The 15,984-nt window shown below is 72.0% G+C and carries 14 protein-coding genes; 10 read left to right on the forward strand and 4 right to left on the reverse strand.

The window, feature by feature from the left end; translation table 11 throughout:
• Positions 1–220 precede the first annotated feature (220 nt).
• The 8 genes from ESG85_RS05150 (at position 221) to ESG85_RS05185 (ending at position 8,176) form a co-directional block, all read left to right on the forward strand.
• Positions 221–532 (forward strand): hypothetical protein, encoded by a 312-nt coding sequence (locus ESG85_RS05150; RefSeq protein ID WP_128976813.1) that lies wholly within the window; start codon positions 221–223, stop codon positions 530–532.
• A gap of 571 nt (positions 533–1,103) precedes the next feature.
• On the forward strand, positions 1,104–1,799 hold the full coding sequence (locus ESG85_RS05155; RefSeq protein ID WP_246094808.1) for a TnsA-like heteromeric transposase endonuclease subunit: 696 nt from the start codon (positions 1,104–1,106) through the stop codon (positions 1,797–1,799).
• Entirely contained in the window at positions 1,799–3,868 is a 2,070-nt protein-coding gene (locus ESG85_RS05160; protein ID WP_164986170.1) for a Mu transposase C-terminal domain-containing protein, read from the forward strand. The genes ESG85_RS05155 and ESG85_RS05160 overlap by 1 nt, the downstream gene beginning before the upstream one ends.
• On the forward strand, positions 3,865–4,926 hold the full coding sequence (locus ESG85_RS05165) for a TniB family NTP-binding protein (RefSeq protein WP_128976815.1): 1,062 nt from the start codon (positions 3,865–3,867) through the stop codon (positions 4,924–4,926). The genes ESG85_RS05160 and ESG85_RS05165 overlap by 4 nt, the downstream gene beginning before the upstream one ends.
• Before the next feature lie 170 nt (positions 4,927–5,096).
• Positions 5,097–5,900 carry a hypothetical protein gene (locus tag ESG85_RS05170; protein ID WP_128976816.1) on the forward strand — a complete coding sequence of 268 codons (804 nt, stop codon included), beginning with the start codon at positions 5,097–5,099 and terminating at the stop codon, positions 5,898–5,900.
• 143 nt (positions 5,901–6,043) lie between these two features.
• Complete coding sequence (locus ESG85_RS05175) at positions 6,044–6,571, forward strand: SAV_6107 family HEPN domain-containing protein (protein ID WP_128976817.1); 528 nt, start codon at positions 6,044–6,046, stop codon at positions 6,569–6,571.
• An 84-nt stretch (positions 6,572–6,655) separates the two neighbouring features.
• Positions 6,656–7,444, forward strand: coding sequence for a methyltransferase (locus tag ESG85_RS05180; RefSeq protein ID WP_128976818.1), 789 nt, complete (start codon positions 6,656–6,658; stop codon positions 7,442–7,444).
• Between the two features lie 330 nt (positions 7,445–7,774).
• Positions 7,775–8,176 carry a DUF3040 domain-containing protein gene (locus ESG85_RS05185; RefSeq protein WP_128976819.1) on the forward strand — a complete coding sequence of 134 codons (402 nt, stop codon included), beginning with the start codon at positions 7,775–7,777 and terminating at the stop codon, positions 8,174–8,176.
• A 321-nt stretch (positions 8,177–8,497) separates the two neighbouring features.
• Here the strand turns inward: ESG85_RS05185 and ESG85_RS05190 are convergent, their stop codons facing one another.
• From ESG85_RS05190 to ESG85_RS05205, 4 genes are all read right to left on the reverse strand, one after another.
• Positions 8,498–10,885, reverse strand: a complete 2,388-nt coding sequence (locus ESG85_RS05190; protein ID WP_128976820.1) for a transglutaminase TgpA family protein — start codon at positions 10,883–10,885, stop codon at positions 8,498–8,500.
• A complete protein-coding gene (locus ESG85_RS05195) occupies positions 10,882–12,252 on the reverse strand; it encodes a DUF58 domain-containing protein (RefSeq protein ID WP_128976821.1) in 1,371 nt (456 codons plus the stop codon). Before ESG85_RS05195 ends, ESG85_RS05190 begins: the two co-directional genes overlap by 4 nt.
• The gene (locus tag ESG85_RS05200) at positions 12,252–13,316 is read right to left on the reverse strand and encodes an AAA family ATPase (RefSeq protein WP_128976822.1); all 1,065 of its coding nucleotides are present in this window, start codon (positions 13,314–13,316) and stop codon (positions 12,252–12,254) included. The genes ESG85_RS05195 and ESG85_RS05200 overlap by 1 nt, the downstream gene beginning before the upstream one ends.
• A 307-nt stretch (positions 13,317–13,623) precedes the next feature.
• Positions 13,624–14,241 carry a beta-class carbonic anhydrase gene (locus ESG85_RS05205; protein WP_374050339.1) on the reverse strand — a complete coding sequence of 206 codons (618 nt, stop codon included), beginning with the start codon at positions 14,239–14,241 and terminating at the stop codon, positions 13,624–13,626.
• A gap of 239 nt (positions 14,242–14,480) precedes the next feature.
• Here ESG85_RS05205 and rsmH point away from each other — a divergent pair, with 239 nt between their 5' ends.
• Positions 14,481–15,440 (forward strand): 16S rRNA (cytosine(1402)-N(4))-methyltransferase RsmH, encoded by a 960-nt coding sequence (gene rsmH / locus ESG85_RS05210; protein WP_128976824.1) that lies wholly within the window; start codon positions 14,481–14,483, stop codon positions 15,438–15,440.
• 22 nt (positions 15,441–15,462) lie between these two features.
• Positions 15,463–15,984: cell division protein FtsL (gene ftsL / locus ESG85_RS05215; protein WP_219825159.1), on the forward strand; the 522-nt coding region annotated here is incomplete at its 3' end.

Raw genomic sequence — 15,984 nt, forward strand, 5'->3', positions numbered from 1 at the left:
ACGCCAGGTGTCCGGTCCTCGCGAACCTGGCGGATGTGTGCTGAACCTGGCGAAGTGTCCGCTTCGCGTCCCGCTGGAGTTGGCGAAAGTGGCGAAGGGTGCGGCCTCAGAGGAGCGAGACCAGATGTTCCTCAGACCCTGAGTACCTGATCCATATCCCCGCGATGCTCCTCTGCCGACGTGGGCCGGGTCCATGTAGCGTCAGTGCCAGGGGGATGAGATGAACTTCGACGAGAACGAACCGCAGTCTGTTCGAGAGGAGCGCTTTGCCGCAGAACGGGCCGACCGCAGAGAGGCACGCAAGGCTGCGTCGCTCGACTTGCGGGGAGCCCACCTCGGCGTGGCCATCGTGACCATCGCCCTGGCCCTCCTCAGCTGGAACGGGAAGCTGGTCGCCCTGGGCATCGTCGGCGGAGTCTTTCTGCTCTGGTTCTCCGCAGCCCTCGCATGGGCCTACGCCGACGGAGACCACGGCCGACACGCACTCCAGCGCGCGTACAGCGTCACTTTCGGATGGGGCGACGGGTTCTGAGCACCAAGGCCAAAGCAGAGGGGGCGATTTGACGTTCGAGGTGTTGAGGTCCGCTCTGGCCCGGAACGGCTCCATCAGCGGGCCCGCGGCCTTGGCTGCTCTGCTGTCGGGCGCGCGGTGGGAGGTCCCTTCGAATACGGCCTCGGCCCGCTCGTTGTGGGCGATCTGGTGCGACCGGCTAGACATGTTGGTGGAGACGGAAGAATCTGATCCGGGTCTGCTGGAGAGCCTGGCTCAGGCCGTGGACGGGCTCCACGATGCAGGAGACGCACGGGTGTACATGGCCACGGTGATCGACCCGCCACGCCGGTTTCACGTCTACCTCTCAGAGGACCTCGCCCACTGTGTCGGGGCGTGGGAGGGACGCGTGAACGAGCAGGCTCCCCGGACGGCGACCTGAACCGAGGCGGCCAGGTCCTCCTGTGAGAACTGGCGAACCATGAACCGCTCGTCCCGGTGAATCTGGCGAAGGTGGCGAGCAAGGTGGTTCGTAGCTCGCCACCGTGGAGGCATGGGTGCGGTTCTGAGATCGGTGACCGGGGGCGTCCCTTCTCCGGGCGCTGGGTTCGAGGTGGCATACACCGACCGGGACGGTGGTGAACACCGCGTAGACCTGTGCGACGCGGCGGCGGTTCCGTTCGAGGGCTGTCGCCCGGTGAGGTCGTTCCCGTCGTGGAAGGGCCAGCGCAACTACCCGGGGTTGTGGTGGGCGGCCACGCTCGGCCGGCACGTCGGGTACGAGTCCTGGCTGGAACGGGATCACGCGATGCTGTTGGACTTCGACCAGCAGGTCACGGCGTTCGCGTCGCAGCCGATGTGGCTGTTCTGGACATCCGGCGGGCGCCGCCGCTCTCACGCTCCGGACTGGTTCGCGCGAAAGGCGGACGGCACCGGGCTGGTGGTGGACTGTCGGCCTCTGAACCGGATCAGGCCGCGGGACGCGGAGGCGTTCGCCGCGACTGAGCGGGCCTGCCGGGCGATCGGTTGGGAGTTTCGTCTGGCCGGGGCGCCCGATGGCGTCTTGCTGGCAAACGTCCGCTGGCTGGCGGGATACAGGCATCCCCGCCATCTGGTGGGCGCCGTTGCGGACCGGCTGCTGGGTGTCTTCGGTCGAGAGAGGGCCTTGCGCGACGGGGTGGAGCGGGTGGGCGATCCGATCGCGATACTGCCAGTGCTGTTCCATCTGCTGTGGTCAGGACGCTTGGCGGCGGATCTATCCGTACTGCTGGGCGAGTACACCATGGTCCGCAGGGTGGAGACGGCGTGATGGCTGGGCTGTCGTCCCGGCCGGGGGTGCTGCGCGTCGGTGACCGGGTGTTGTTCGAGGAGACCGAGCACACGGTGGTCGGCATTGAGGGCACCGCCGTGCGCTTGCACGGCGACGACGGGCGGGACCAGGTCGTCCTGCTGCCCTACATGCTGGCCTCGGACGGCTTCGCGCTGATCGGCTCTGCCTCGGACCCAGAGGAGTTCGCCGCGGTCGGGGTCCTGGAGGCGTTGCCGCCTGCGGCAGTGGCCGAGGCCCGGTTCTGGGAACGACATGTGACGGAAGTCGAGCACGGATTGCCTTGCGATGCCGCCCCAGGTAGCCGTCCCCGCCCGGATTACGATCCAGCCCGCACCTCGCTGGCGGAACGGGAGCGGACCAAGGCCGATGAACTGGCGGTGCTTGGGCAGCCGGTGGGGAGACGGACGCTGCAACGGATGCGGGCCCGCTACCGGGCACAAGGCCTGCTCGGCCTGGTGGACCGTCGGGCGATGCGCCCGTCGTCTCCGACTGGACGAGCCGACCAGCGGGTGATCGATGCGATCGTCCGTGCGATCGGAGAGGAGACCGACGTGTCCACGGGCACCCGCTCGCGCCTGATGCGGCGAGTCGGGCAGATCCTGGACGACGAGCATGGGCCCGGAGCGGTCCCGATGCCATCCCGGACGTCCCTCTATCGCCTGGTCGACCAGCTGTCCGTAGGGCGACACACCTTCGCCGCGGCCACCACCCGGCGGCAGAACGCCAACCGGCCGACTGGTCCGTTCACCCTGACCCTGGCGAGTCGTCCCGGAGAACAGGTACAGATCGACACCACCAAGCTTGATCTGCTGGCCGTCCTCGACGACGGAACAGTTCGCCGGCCGGAACTGACCATCGCGGTCGACATCGCCACGCGGACGATCTGCGCGGCCGTCCTGCGGCCGGAGAGCACGAAGGCGGTGGACGCCGCCCTGCTACTGGCGAAGATGCTGGTGCCCGAGGCCATGCGGCCGACCTGGCCCAAGGCCCTTGCGGCGTCGGCGTCCCGGCTTCCACATGCCCGGCTGATGGAGATCGACGCTCGGTTCGAGCACGCTGCCGCGAAACCGGTGGTTGTCCCGGAGACCATCGTCACCGATCACGGCACTGTCTACTTGTCCCAGACGTTCACCGCCGCCTGCCAGCGACTGGGCATCTCCGTCCAGCTCGCCCACCCTGGAACCCCGACCGACAAGGCCGTCGTCGAGCGGACGTTCTCCTCGATCAACACCCTGTTCTGCCAGTACGTCGCCAGCTACACCGGACGGGACGTCAGCCGGCGCGGCGTCGATCCGGCCCGCAAAGCGGCTTTCAGTCTTGCCGAACTCGACGACCTGCTCCAGGAATGGGTCATCGCCGGGTGGCAGATGCGCCCGCACGACGGGCTGGTGCACCCCTTCATGCCCGGCCGGTCCCTGTCACCCAACGACGCTTACGCGCTCCAGGTCGCCACCAGCGGCTACCTGCCGATACCGCTCGGTCCGTCCGACTACGTCGAGTTGCTGCCGGTGACCTGGCGAGTGATCAACGAGTACGGCATCCGTATCGCCAACCGCACGTACGACGCGCCTGAGTTGGCTGCCTACCGAAGGCAGCCCTCCGGTGTCGCGGTCCAGCGCGGCAAGTGGGAGGTCCACTACGACCCCCACGACCTCAGCCACATCTTCGTACGCAACCACCGGCAAGGCGGCTGGATCACCGCTGAGTGGACCGTGCTACCTCTCGTCGCCCGCCCGTTCTCCGACGCACTTTGGCGTCAGGCCCGGCGCCAGGTCGTCGAACGCGGCCAGGACGGCGACGACCAGACTGCCATCGCCAGGGCCCTGGACGAGCTGCTGCGACGGGCAGAACGACAGGCGGAGTCCCGCAAGATTCCGCCGCCCAGGGCGGGGACGAAGAACGCGCCTGAGGCGATTCCGCTGCGGACGGCCTCGGAACTCGACATGGACGACAGCGGCGACGACCAGGACGAGACCGCTCCGACGGAGCTGGCCAAGGTCATCCCGTTCGGTGTCTTCGACCCCTTCAGTGAGGAGGACTACCGGTGACCGCCACCGAGACGGCCGACCGCGAGTTCCCCCTGACCACGAAGGAGGGGTGGAGTCGCTTCGTCCAATACGCTCCGGTCAGCACGCCCCCGCTGGACCGCTCTGCACTGCTGGCCCTCAGCGACATCGAGCGCGAGCTCTACGACGAGGCCCGGGCTGAGCACCACACCCAGCTGTTCGTCGCGAAGACCCCGACCATGATGGAAGTGATCCGCACCGGTCGGGAGCTGACCCTCCTCAACCGCCGCCAGGTCTCCGCCCGCCGCGGCCTGATCGTCTCCGGCGAGCCCGGCACAGGCAAGACGACCGCGATCACCCAGCTCGGCAAGGCCCACGAACAGCATGTCCGCCGCCGACTTCCCGCCGACAGCGGGCCCCGGCTGCCCGTCGCCTACGTGACCGTTCCCCCGGCCGCCACCCCGAAGATGCTCGCGGTCGAGTTCGCTCGGTTCCTCGGCATCCCCCTCTTGCAGCGCATGAACCAGACCGAGATCACCAATGCGGTCTGCGAGGTCCTGGCCGAACTGCGCTGCGAACTGGTCCTGGTCGACGAGATCCACAACATCTCGCTCACCACCAGATCCGGCGCCGAGGTATCCGACCAGCTCAAATACCTCTCCGAGCGGATCGCGGCCACGTTCGTCTACACAGGCGTCGACGTGGAGTCCGCCGGACTGTTCGCCGGCACCCGCGGCAAGCAGATCGCCGGACGTTTCGTCAGCATCCACGCCGAAGCCTTCACCATCGCCACCGCCGCCCAGCGTCAGGAATGGCTCGCCCTGCTGGCCACAATGGAACAGTCCCTACGGCTCCACCGGCACACCCCCGGCCTGCTGGCAGCCCACGCGGACTTCCTCTATCAGCGGACCTCAGGCATGATCGGCAGCCTCGCGCACCTGATCAGGGCCGCGGCCCTACGGGCCATGACCTCCGGCACCGAGAAGATCACCAAGCAGCTCCTGGCGGAGATCCCCCTCGACACCGCAGCCGAGACGAGCGCCCCGCTCAGCGCGCGTTCGCGCCGAGCCCGCACCGCACAGCGTCGAGCCGCTGGATGAACCACACCCCACTCGGCTCCGAGGCCTTGGCGCCAGCCCGGAGCCTTCCGATCTCAGTCCGACCCTGGGGACGCGAGTCCTTGCCTTCCTTTGTTGCCCGGCTTGCCGAGGTGAACCGAACGCGTCACACCGCGCTCTGGCGCCATATCGGTCTGCCCTGTGTCAGGACGATGGGCGCCACGCTGTTGACCAAGGAGGCCGTGCTGAACGGGCTGGCTGTCGAACGACTGGCGATCATGTCCAGCCTGTCAGAGGAACGACTGCGGAGGTCCCTTCCCGCGCTGTCCTGGTCCCATCCCTATCCGCCATATCTTCCCGCGAACATTCCCTCGGTCTACATGAGTGCCGCGAAGGCCCCATCCGGCGTGATCTGTCGTGGTTGTACCACCAGGCGCGGGATCACCGCCGATGTCCGTGCCCACCTGGCGCTTCCTGACATTGTGTGTCTCCAGCATCGCGTCTGGCAGTCGCCCGCTCCTTGCGATGTCTCGGCGGCGCCTGAAATCGATCGAGCACAGCACACCCTCCGTCGCATCCGGAGGCTCCATGGCAATCGCGGGATGTCCCTCGGTGTTCGTGACGCTCGCTGGATCATCGCGGCTTGGACCAGCAATGTGTGCCGGGAGCCGGAACTCACCGATCGCTGGCATTCACGGAGAGCAGTCCTCGGCTTGGTGCCGTGGCACCGGAGCGACGACCTATCGGCTCGGATCGTTACCCACCCAGAGGTTGCGATCCTGGCAGCCGCCCTGGCACCCAACTACACGGACCAGACCTACTTCACACGCACCGGGTTTCAGCTCCGGAGATTCAGTGCCTACCTCCGCGCCAGTCTGGAGCTGAACCCCATCCCGCACTCGATGAACGATCCCATCAGGGCGTTCGTCCGCATCGTCCAAAGCAACCGGGCCCGCTGGCGCGACCCCAAAAGCGTCATGATCACGGAGACGGCGACACCCAGATACACCCAGTGAAGGTGGCGAACCCCAGCTCAGACGAGGGCTCCTTCGCCATGTATGCGAGGAAAGAACAGCCAGGTCAACGGGATTGTCAGTGGTGCCGGGCACGATGAACACATACGGCCACAGCGCCGTCACCCGACGACAGGAGGCTCGTCATGGCCGGCCACGACGCCGCAGCCGCACCCCGGCGCCGCACCGCGCGCCCCGCCCCCGCCCTGCTCGGACCCCCGTCCGACATCCACCCGGTCCTGCGCCGCTCCTCGGCCCCGCCCGCCGCCCTCGACCTGCTCGCCAAGGCCAGGGCCGGACTCGACGAGGCCGCCGCGCTCGACGTGCCCAACGAGCGTTACGCCACCGCCCACCTCGCCGCGCTGCGCACCGCCGCGGCCGTGCTCGCCGCCCGCGGCCGCCCCGAGAGCGACCCCCGCAAGCGCGCCCGCATCCGCAGCGCCTGGGAGGTGCTGCCCGAGATAGCGCCGGAGCTCACCGAGTGGAGCGCCCTGTTCGCCTCCGGCGCCGAGCGCCGGGCCCGGGCCGAGGCCGGCATCGCCGGCGCCGCCACCGGCCGCGACGCCGACGACCTCGTCCGGGCCGCCGCCGTGTTCCTGCGCATCGTCGAGCGGCTGCTCGTCCTGCGGCCGGTGCTGCCGCGCCAGCCGGGAGCCGGGGAGGCCGCCGGATGAGCGCAGCCGGCCGGATGATCGGGACAGCGGGACCGAGGCCATAGGGTGGAGACGTTCGTACCCGTCACCGAGGAGTCAACAGCCGTGTCGGACCCTTCCGCTGTCTCCGGTCGAGAGGCGACCTCGCGCCCGTCGCGCGCCTCCCTGCGCACCGCCGTCGTCTGGGACGTCCTCAAAGACGCCCTGGACCGCCGGGTCAAGGCCACCGGGAAGGACAGCCTCGATGTCCTCGACACGGGCGGCGGCTCCGGGAACTTCGCGGTGCCCGTGGCCCGGCTCGGCCACCGCGTGACCGTCGTCGACCCCAGCCCCAACGCGCTCTTCGCGCTCGAGCGGCGCGCGGCGGAGGCGGGCGTCGCCGACCGCGTCCAGGGCGTCCAGGGCGACATCCGCGGCCTGTTCGACGTGGTCGCGCCCGAGGGCTACGACTCCGTGCTGTGCCACGGCGTCCTGGAGTACGTGGACGACCCCGCCGAGGGCGTCCGCAACGCCACGGCCGCCCTGCGCTCCGGCGGCAGCCTCAGCCTGCTCGCCGCCGGGCTCGGCGGCGCCGTCCTGGCCCGCGCGCTCGCCGGCCACTTCACCGAGGCCCGGCACGCGCTGGGCGACCCGGCGGGACGCTGGGGCGAGGGCGACCCGGTGCCCCGTCGGTTCACCGCCGAGCAGCTCACCGAGCTTGCCACCGGGGCGGGCCTGGACGTCGGCGCCGTGCACGGGGTGCGGGTCTTCGCCGACCTGGTCCCCGGCGTCCTCGTCGACACCGAGCCGGGTGCCGCCGAGGCCCTGCTCAGGCTGGAGGCCGCGGCCGCCGAGCTGCCGTCCTTCCACGCCATCGCGACCCAGCTGCACCTCCTCGGCGAGAAGCGCGCCTGAGCGTGCCGCGCCGGTCGCGGCGCGGCCACCCGCACGGCGGTGCCCCCGAGCCCGCGCCCCGGGGCACCGCCGTATGCGCTGAGCAGCGGCGCAGCCGCAGATGGAGTACGCCACAGCCGGCCCGAACGGGGACCGGTCCCCGTATGATCGAGGGACACCATCCGGCATGACGGGCAGGGGGCTGGGGAATCAACGCCTCAGCATCCGATCCGCATGGCGGCCCGGATTGGCGATTTGGCATTGAGGGCGGGTTTCACGGGGGCGATTCCCTGCCTATCCTGAAAGGGCCGCAAACCGGTCGCCCCCGCGACCGACGACGAGGAGGACTCCGTGCCGCTCTCGGAGCACGAGCAGCGAATGCTCGAGCAGATGGAGCGAGCGCTGTACGCCGAAGACCCCAAGTTCGCGACAGCGCTCGAGGGAAGCGGACTGCGTACGTACACCCGGCGACGGGTCTACCAGGCAGTCGCCGGCTTCCTGGTGGGTATCGCGCTCCTCATGGCCGGAATGGTCGCTCAGCAGATCTGGATCAGCGTGGTGGGGTTCCTCGTCATGCTGGGCTGCGCGGTCCTGGCGGTCACCGGATGGCGCAAGGCGCCCAAGCCGGGTGAGCATGTGCGGGGTGCCGCCGGAGGCGGCCGTCAGTCCCGACAGCGACGCTCGATGATGACCCGCATCGAAGAGCGGTGGCAGCGCCGCCGCGACGAACAGCAGGGCGGCGGCCACCACTGAGGCGCCCCGTCCGACCCGGCGGTCCCGGAACCGCCGGCCGCACACGCGAAGGCCTGGGGGCCCGCACCGATCGGTGCGGGCCCCCAGGCCTTCGCGTACGCGGCCGGGGATCGTGCGTCGGTACTCCGACGGGGGGCCGACGCACGGCTCGGGGCCCGGGGGCCCGAGACGACCGCCCGGCCTCCGTCTGTCCGGTTCCGTTCGCCCGGCCGTGCCGGCCGGGCCGCGGGGGACCCGGGAGCCGTGCGTCCGGGCCGGCTCGGACCCGTGCCGCTCGTGCGTCCGGGCGCCGCTCCGGGCGGGCCCGGACGCACGAGCGGGTCAGGACGGCTTCCTGGACAGGGTCCGGAGCGTGGCACGGGTCCTCGCCCGCCACGCCTCCCGCACCGCCGTCCAGCGGTCCCGCGCCGCCCAGCCGACCCGGGCGAACGAGCGAGGCGCCAGCAGGGCCCGCAGCCGGACGCCCCGCGGGGCGGAGGCGTCGAAGCCGCGGCGGACCGCGACGGCCAGCTCGGTGAGACCCGTGGCAGGGCGCGGAGCGGGCGCGTACAGGGCCTCCTCCACCGCGCGCGCCAGCCGGTGCACCGCGTCCGCCGCGTCCGGCGGCAGCTCGCCCTCGCGGGCCAGGCGCGCGGCCGTCCCGCGGGGCGTCCGCGACTCGTCCGGGAACACCCCGTGGTCCCAGGCCGTGTCGTTGACCTCCTGCCAGACCGCGAGGACCCGGCCGACCGGGTCACCCGCCGGACCGAGGCGCCCGGCCCGCACCCGGCTGCGCCACAGCAGCGGTGACAGCAGCAGTGCGAGCACCAGCAGCACGCCGAGACCCACCAGGACCGGCTGCCACGGGAAGCCGCCGTCGCCGTCCGACAGGCCGGCGCCCGCCGCCTCGTCCTGTGCGCACTCGCCGAGCTTCTTCTCCTGCGGCGTGCAGCTCACCGAGGCGCTGGGCACCGCCGAGGGCTGCGCCGTCATGCCCGCCGAGGGCTGTGCGGAAGGCGTCGCCGCCCCGCCCGAGGACTGCTCACGGGTCCAGTCCGGCGCCGAGCCGCGCGAGGGCGTGGGCTCGAAACGGGTCCAGCCGGCGCCCTCGAAGTACAGCTCGGGCCACGCGTGGGCGTCCCGTATGCCGACCGACACCGAACCGTCGGCCTGCGGGGTGCCCGGCATGAAGCCGACCGCGACCCGGGCCGGGATGCCCAGGGAGCGGGCCATCGCCGCCATCGAGAAGGAGAAGTGGACGCAGAAGCCCTCCTTGTCCTTCAGGAAGCGGGTGATCGCGTTGACGCCGGTGCCGGAGTCCGCCTTCACGCTGTAGGTGAAGCCGCCGTCCCGGGTGAACCAGTCCTGGAGCTTCACCGCCCGCTCGTAGTCGTTGCGGGCCCCGCGGGTGACCTCCAGGGCCGTCGACCGCACCTCGGGCGGCAGCGTGGCCGGCACCCGGGTGTACTCGCGGCGCAGCTTGTCCGGGGCGGCCGGGGCCGCCGCCAGCTGCTCGGCGGTGGGCCGCACGGCCAGGCTGGTCACCGTGTACCGGGCGCCGCGCGTGGTCTGCCCGTTGTCGCCGACGAGCATCCGGCCGGCCGGCTCGTAGCGCCAGCCGCCCGGCACGGACACCCGGGACGCCGGATAGGGCATCGGCAGCCACTTTTGCTCGTACTGCGGCGAGGCGACGAAGTTGGTGGTGACCTCCGTGACCCGGACGTCCTGGGCCAGACCGTCCGGCCAGGGCAGCTCCTCGGGCACGTCCTCGATGGGCCGGACCGAGGACTTCCAGGCGGTGCCGTCGAACTGGTCGAGCGCGACCAGCCGCAGATAGAGCCCACTGGTGTCGGTGATGTTGGTGCGGTAGCGCAGGACCTCGCGGTCCTCCGGCTGGCGCAGGTCGTTCTGCAGCGACACCAGCGGGTTCACGGCGGAGATCGTGCCGCCCTTCCCGCCGGAGCCCGCGCCGCCGCCGTCACCGCCGAAGATGCCGCCGCCGAGCCCCGGGAGCACTCCCGGCAGCAGCAGCGCGACGACCAGGACGACCGCGCCGATCCGCCAGCCGGTGCGGGTGGGCGCGAACGCCTGACCGCCCTCCCCGATCGCGGACCCGGGCCGGGCGGAACGCTGGGCGGCACCGAAGACCCGGCCCCAGGCCGACAGCCGGTCCCGGCCCTCGGCCAGGAGCAGCACCATGTAGCCCGCCGCGGCGGTCAGGAACGCCGGCGCGCCCGCACCGCCGCCGGCCAGACCGGCGGCCACCGAGTACAGCGCGAGCAGCGGCAGACCCGCCGGGGCCGCGTTGCGGAAGGTCACCGCGAGGGTGTCCACCAGCAGGCCGACCGACGCGACGCCGGTGACGAGCAGCAGCCGGATGCCGGGGGTGTTCGGCGCCGGTATCGCGTACGTGCCGACGTCCGCGACGCCCGCCTCGAAGAGCGTCCCGAAGGCGGCGAAGGCCTCGGGCCCCGGCAGCACGCCGATGATCGCGTGCTCGCGCACGAAGACCACGGTGAGCACGAGCAGCGTGAGGACGGCCTGGGCCGCGATCGTCAGCGGCCGGGCGAGCGGCACCCGCCGGGTCGCCGTGCCGACGGCGCTCTGCAGGCCCAGCACGAGCGCCGCCGTGAAGATCCACGTGGCCGGCTTGACCAGCGGCAGAAGGGCCAGCGACGCCGCGAGCGTCGCGCCGTAGGCCGCGAGCGTCAGCCGCGCGCGCCCGCTCATGACCAACCTCCGTAGGTGTCGCCGGCGGCGGCCTGCGCGGCCGTCCCGCCGGCCTGCTGCCACAGATCGGCGAGCCGGGCGCCGGGAGCGACGGGGAAGGCCTGCCAGCCGGCGTCCCGCAGCCGCCGCAGCCGGTCCTCCACCGCACCGGCGACGGCGCCGCCGGTCAGCCAGGTCCCGGAGTCGAGCACGAAGGCGACGGCCGCGCCGCCGCGCTGCCGCATCCGGGCCACGAGCGCCGCCTGGTCCTCGTCGAGGTCGCCCAGGAAGGCGACGAGCAGACCTTCGTGTCCGCCGCGCAGCACGTCGAACGCGCGGGACAGACCGGCCCCCTCGGAGTGGTCGACGACCGCGAGGGTGTCCATCATCAGGCCGACGGTGTCGACCGATTCCTGGCCGGACCGGCCGGCACCGGCGAAGCCCTCGGCGCCCTCGCCGGGCACCGAGCTGCCGGTGTCGGTGAGGAGCCGCACCGAGTAGCCGCGCTCCAGCATGTGCGTGAGGACGGAGGCGGCGCCGGAGACGGCCCACTCGAAGGCCGAGTCGGGGCCGCCGCCCTCGTAGGCGACGGCCCGGGTGTCGAGCAGCACCGTGCAACGGGCGCGCTGCGGCTGCTCCTCGCGGCGCACCATCAGCTCGCCGTAGCGGGCGGTGGAGCGCCAGTGCACCCGGCGCAGGTCGTCGCCGTGCCGGTAGGCGCGGGGGATGATGTCGTCGTCCCCGGCGAGCGCGAGCGACCGCTGGAGGCCCTCCCCGTGGCCGGTGGACTCGCCGCCGGGCCGGGCCGGCGGGAGCGGTTCGGTGCGCGGGATGACCGTCAGCGTGTCGTACGCGCGGAAGGAGCGGGTCAGCTCGCACATCCCGAACGGGTCGGTGAGCCGCAGCTGGAGCGGACCCAGCGGGAAACGTCCGCGCAGGTCGGAGCGGACCCGGTAGGACACCTCGCGGCGACCGCCGGCCTCGACGCGGTCGAGGACGAAGCGGGGCCGCGGCCCCAGCATGTACGGCACGTGGTCCTGGAGCATCAGCAGGCCGGTGGGCATCCGGGACACGTTGTCCATGCGGAGGTGGACCCGGGCCTCGGTGCCGGTCTCGACCCGCTGCGGGGAGAGCCGGCGGCCGGCCGCGACCCGGTGGCGGGTGCGGTGCAGCACGACCACGCAGGCCAGCGGCAGCACGGCCAGCACCAGGCCGACGCGCAGCAGGTCGACCTGGCCGAGCACGTAGGCGCAGACGGCGGCCGCGATGCCGGCGGCGAGGAAGGAGCGGCCGCGGGTGGTGAGCCCGGCCAGGGCGGCCCGCAGGCTGCCCCGGTCGTCGTCCTCCCACCGCGCCGGCGCGGGCCCCTGCGGAGCGGCGGTGCTCATCACAGCCGCCGGGCGCCGGGCTGCTGCTGGCCGTAGTACGGAGCGGTCTGCTGCGCGGGCGGCGCCGCGGCCGGCACGGGCGTGCGCTGCAGGATGTCGTGCACGACCTGCTCGGCCGTGCGGCGGTTGAGCTGGGCCTGCGCGGTGGGCAGCAGACGGTGGGCGAGCACCGGGCCGGCGAGCGCCTGGAGGTCGTCGGGCAGCACGTACTCCCGGCCGCTGAGCGCGGCGGAGGCCTTCGCGGCCCGCAGCAGGTGCAGTGTGGCCCGCGGCGAGGCGCCGAGCCGCAGGTCGGGGTGGGTGCGGGTGGCGGCGACCAGCTCCACCGCGTACCGCTGGACCGCGTCGGCGACGTGCACCTTGCGCACGGCCTCGATCAGCTGGAGGACGTCGTGGGCGTGGGCCACCGGCTGGAGGTCGTCCAGCGGCGAGACCGAGCCGTGCACGCCGAGCATCTTCAGCTCGGCCTCGGCGTTCGGGTAGCCGATGGAGACCCGGGCCATGAAGCGGTCGCGCTGGGCCTCGGGCAGCGGGTAGGTGCCCTCCATCTCGACCGGGTTCTGGGTGGCGACCACCATGAACGGGCTGGGCAGCTCGTACGTCTGGCCGTCGACCGTGACCTGGCGCTCCTCCATGGACTCCAGGAGCGCCGACTGGGTCTTCGGCGAGGCCCGGTTGATCTCGTCGCCGATGACGATCTGCGCGAAGATCGCGCCCGGCTTGAACTCGAACTCGCGCCGCTGCTGGTCGAAGATCGACACGCCGGTGACGTCCGAGGGCAGCAGGTCGGGCGTGAACTGGATGCGGCGGACCGAGCAGTCGATCGACCGCGCCAGCGTCTTGGCCAGCATGGTCTTGCCGACGCCGGGGACGTCCTCGATCAGCAGATGTCCCTCGGCGAGCAGCACGGTCAGCGCCATCCGTACGACCTCGGGCTTGCCCTCGATCACACTCTCCACCGACCTGCGTACCCGCTCCGCGGTCGCGGTCAGATCGTCCCCCGCCCGTGCGTACGCCCGGTCGGGGGTACCCCCATGGCTCGCCCGGTCGTCATAGGTCGTCACCCGGCCCTCCTCGGCCCTTTCCTCAGCACCGACACCTGCCCCCGGCACGGTGGCCGGGGGGTGTCACCCGTGCATTCTTGTGGCCGTGACGGGCTCGTGTCACTTGCCGAGGGCTCGCCTGTGGATAACTCGGGGCGAATTGCCGGGGTTTGCGGGCTTGCGCCGGGCGTTCCGCTTCGTCGCGGCGTCCCGAGGAGCGGCTGTCCGTCCCGACGGAGGAGCGGCTGTCCGGCCTGTCCGAGCGGCTGTCCGTCACGACGGATCGGCTGTCCGGCCGGACGGGCCGCCGTCCGGCCGGACGAGGCGGCTACTCGGCCGCCGTGGCCGGGTCGATCTCGCGCAGCAGACCCGTCGTCACGTCGAAGACGAAGCCCCGCACGTCCTCGGTGTGCAGCAGGAACGGGGAGGTGCGTACCCGCTGCATCGACTGGCGGACGTCCTGGTCGACGTCGCGGAAGGCCTCGACGGCCCAGGCCGGTCGCTGCCCGACCTCGTCCTCCAGCTCGTGCCGGAAGTCCTCGGTGAGCGACTCCAGGCCGCAGTTGGTGTGATGCACCAGCATCACGCTGCGGGTGCCGAGGGCACGCTGGCTGATCGTGAGCGAGCGGATCACGTCGTCGGTGACGACTCCGCCGGCGTTGCGGATGGTGTGGCAGTCGCCCAGCTCGAGGCCGAGGGCGGCGTGCAGGTCGAGGCGGGCGTCCATGCAGGCGACCACGGCGACGTGCAGCACGGGCCGCGCGTCCATTCCGGGGTCGGTGAAGCCGGCGGCGTACTGCGTGTTCGCCTTGACCAGGCGGTCGGTGACCGTGCTGCTCTCGGTGCTTATCGGGGCGGCGGAGGTGTGCGGCGGTGTCGACATGTCTCCGACGGTAATGGTGACCGCTCGCCGAAGCCTGGTGTGAGAACGGACAAAGAGTCTCAATGAACCTTGTTGTGAGCTAACCCACAGCTTCCGGAGGCGGGGCCATTCGGGTGAGTGCCCGGGGCGCGCGACGCGCCAGCCGGTTGGTTGACCGGCGGGTCCCGTGGACTAGAGTGACGCGAAGTTCACGGAGACATCGAGCGATTTCCGCCGATTGTCCCCCTTCATGCGGCGGTACCCACGGCTCGGCCCTCCCGCTCGCCGGCGGTACCTGTCTCCGCCGGATCTGAGAGGGCGCATTGAGCAACGACCGACACGTCCCGGTGATGCTCCAGCGGTGCCTGGACATGCTGGCACCCGCCCTGGAACGCCCCGGCGCCGTCGTCGTCGACTGCACCCTGGGCCTCGGCGGGCACAGCGAGGCGCTGCTGCGGAGCTTCCCCGAGGCACGGCTGGTCGCCCTCGACCGCGACAAGGAGGCCCTGCGCCTCTCCGGCGAACGCCTCGCGCCCTACGGCGAGCGCGCCACCCTCGTGCACGCGGTCTACGACGAGCTGCCCGAGGTCCTGGACCGGCTGGGCATCGCGCGCGTCGACGGCGTCCTCTTCGACCTGGGCGTCTCCTCGATGCAGCTCGACGAGGCCGACCGCGGCTTCGCCTACGCCCAGGACGCCCCGCTCGACATGCGCATGGACCAGACGACCGGCATGAGCGCCGCCGAGGTCCTCAACACCTACCCGGCCGGCGAGCTGGTCCGCATCCTGCGCGCCTACGGCGAGGAGAAGCAGGCCAAGCGGATCGTCTCGGCCATCGTGCGCGAGCGCGAGAAGGAGCCCTTCACCAACAGCGCCCGGCTGGTCGAGCTGATCCGCGACGCCCTGCCGCAGGCCGCCAAGCGGACCGGCGGCAACCCGGCCAAGCGCACCTTCCAGGCCCTGCGCATCGAGGTCAACGGGGAGCTCTCGGTCCTGGAGCGGGCGATCCCGGCGGCCGTGAAGGCCCTCGCCGTCGGCGGCCGGATCGCCGTCCTCTCGTACCACTCGCTGGAGGACCGGCTGGTCAAGCAGGTGTTCGCGGCCGGCGCCGCCACCACCGCCCCGCCCGGCCTGCCCGTCGTCCCCGAGCGCTACCAGCCGCGCCTGAAGCTCCTCACCCGCGGCGCCGAGCTTCCCACCGAGGAAGAGATCGCCGAGAACCGCCGCGCCGCGCCCGCGCGTCTGCGGGGTGCGGAGCGGATCAGGGAGGACGAGACCGCGTGACCGACGAGCGCGAGGACGGGCGATGACGAAGCAGGGGGCACTCAAAGGGCGGGCCGCACGACTCGGCCGGCTCATGCCGTCCGGGCCGAGCACCGCGGCCCGCACTCCGTTCGTCCTGCTCGTCGTGCTGCTCCTCGGCGGCGGGCTCATCACCCTGCTGCTGCTCAACTCCGCCCTCAACCAGGGCTCCTTCGAGCTCAGCGAGCTGAAGAAGAAGACCACCGAGCTCACCGACGAGGAACAGGCCCTCCAGCGCGACGTGGACGACAGCGCCGCACCCGACGCTCTGGAGCGGCGCGCCCGCGAGCTCGGCATGGTGCCCGGCGGCACGCCCGCCTTCCTGGACCCCGACGGCAAGGTCCGCGGCGAGCCCTCCGTCGCGGTCGCCCCGAAGCCCTCGCCGAAGCCGACCCCGTCGGCCGGCGGTACGGCCCCGCCGGCTGGGGCCCCGGCCGGGACCGCCACGCCGTCCGCGGCCCCGCAGTCCGCTGCCGCGCCGCCCCCGGCCGCCGGAGCCTCCGACCCGTCCGAGGCGCCCGGCACC

Source organism: Streptomyces roseicoloratus (genome assembly GCF_004117935.1).
GTDB lineage: Bacteria > Actinomycetota > Actinomycetes > Streptomycetales > Streptomycetaceae > Streptomyces > Streptomyces roseicoloratus.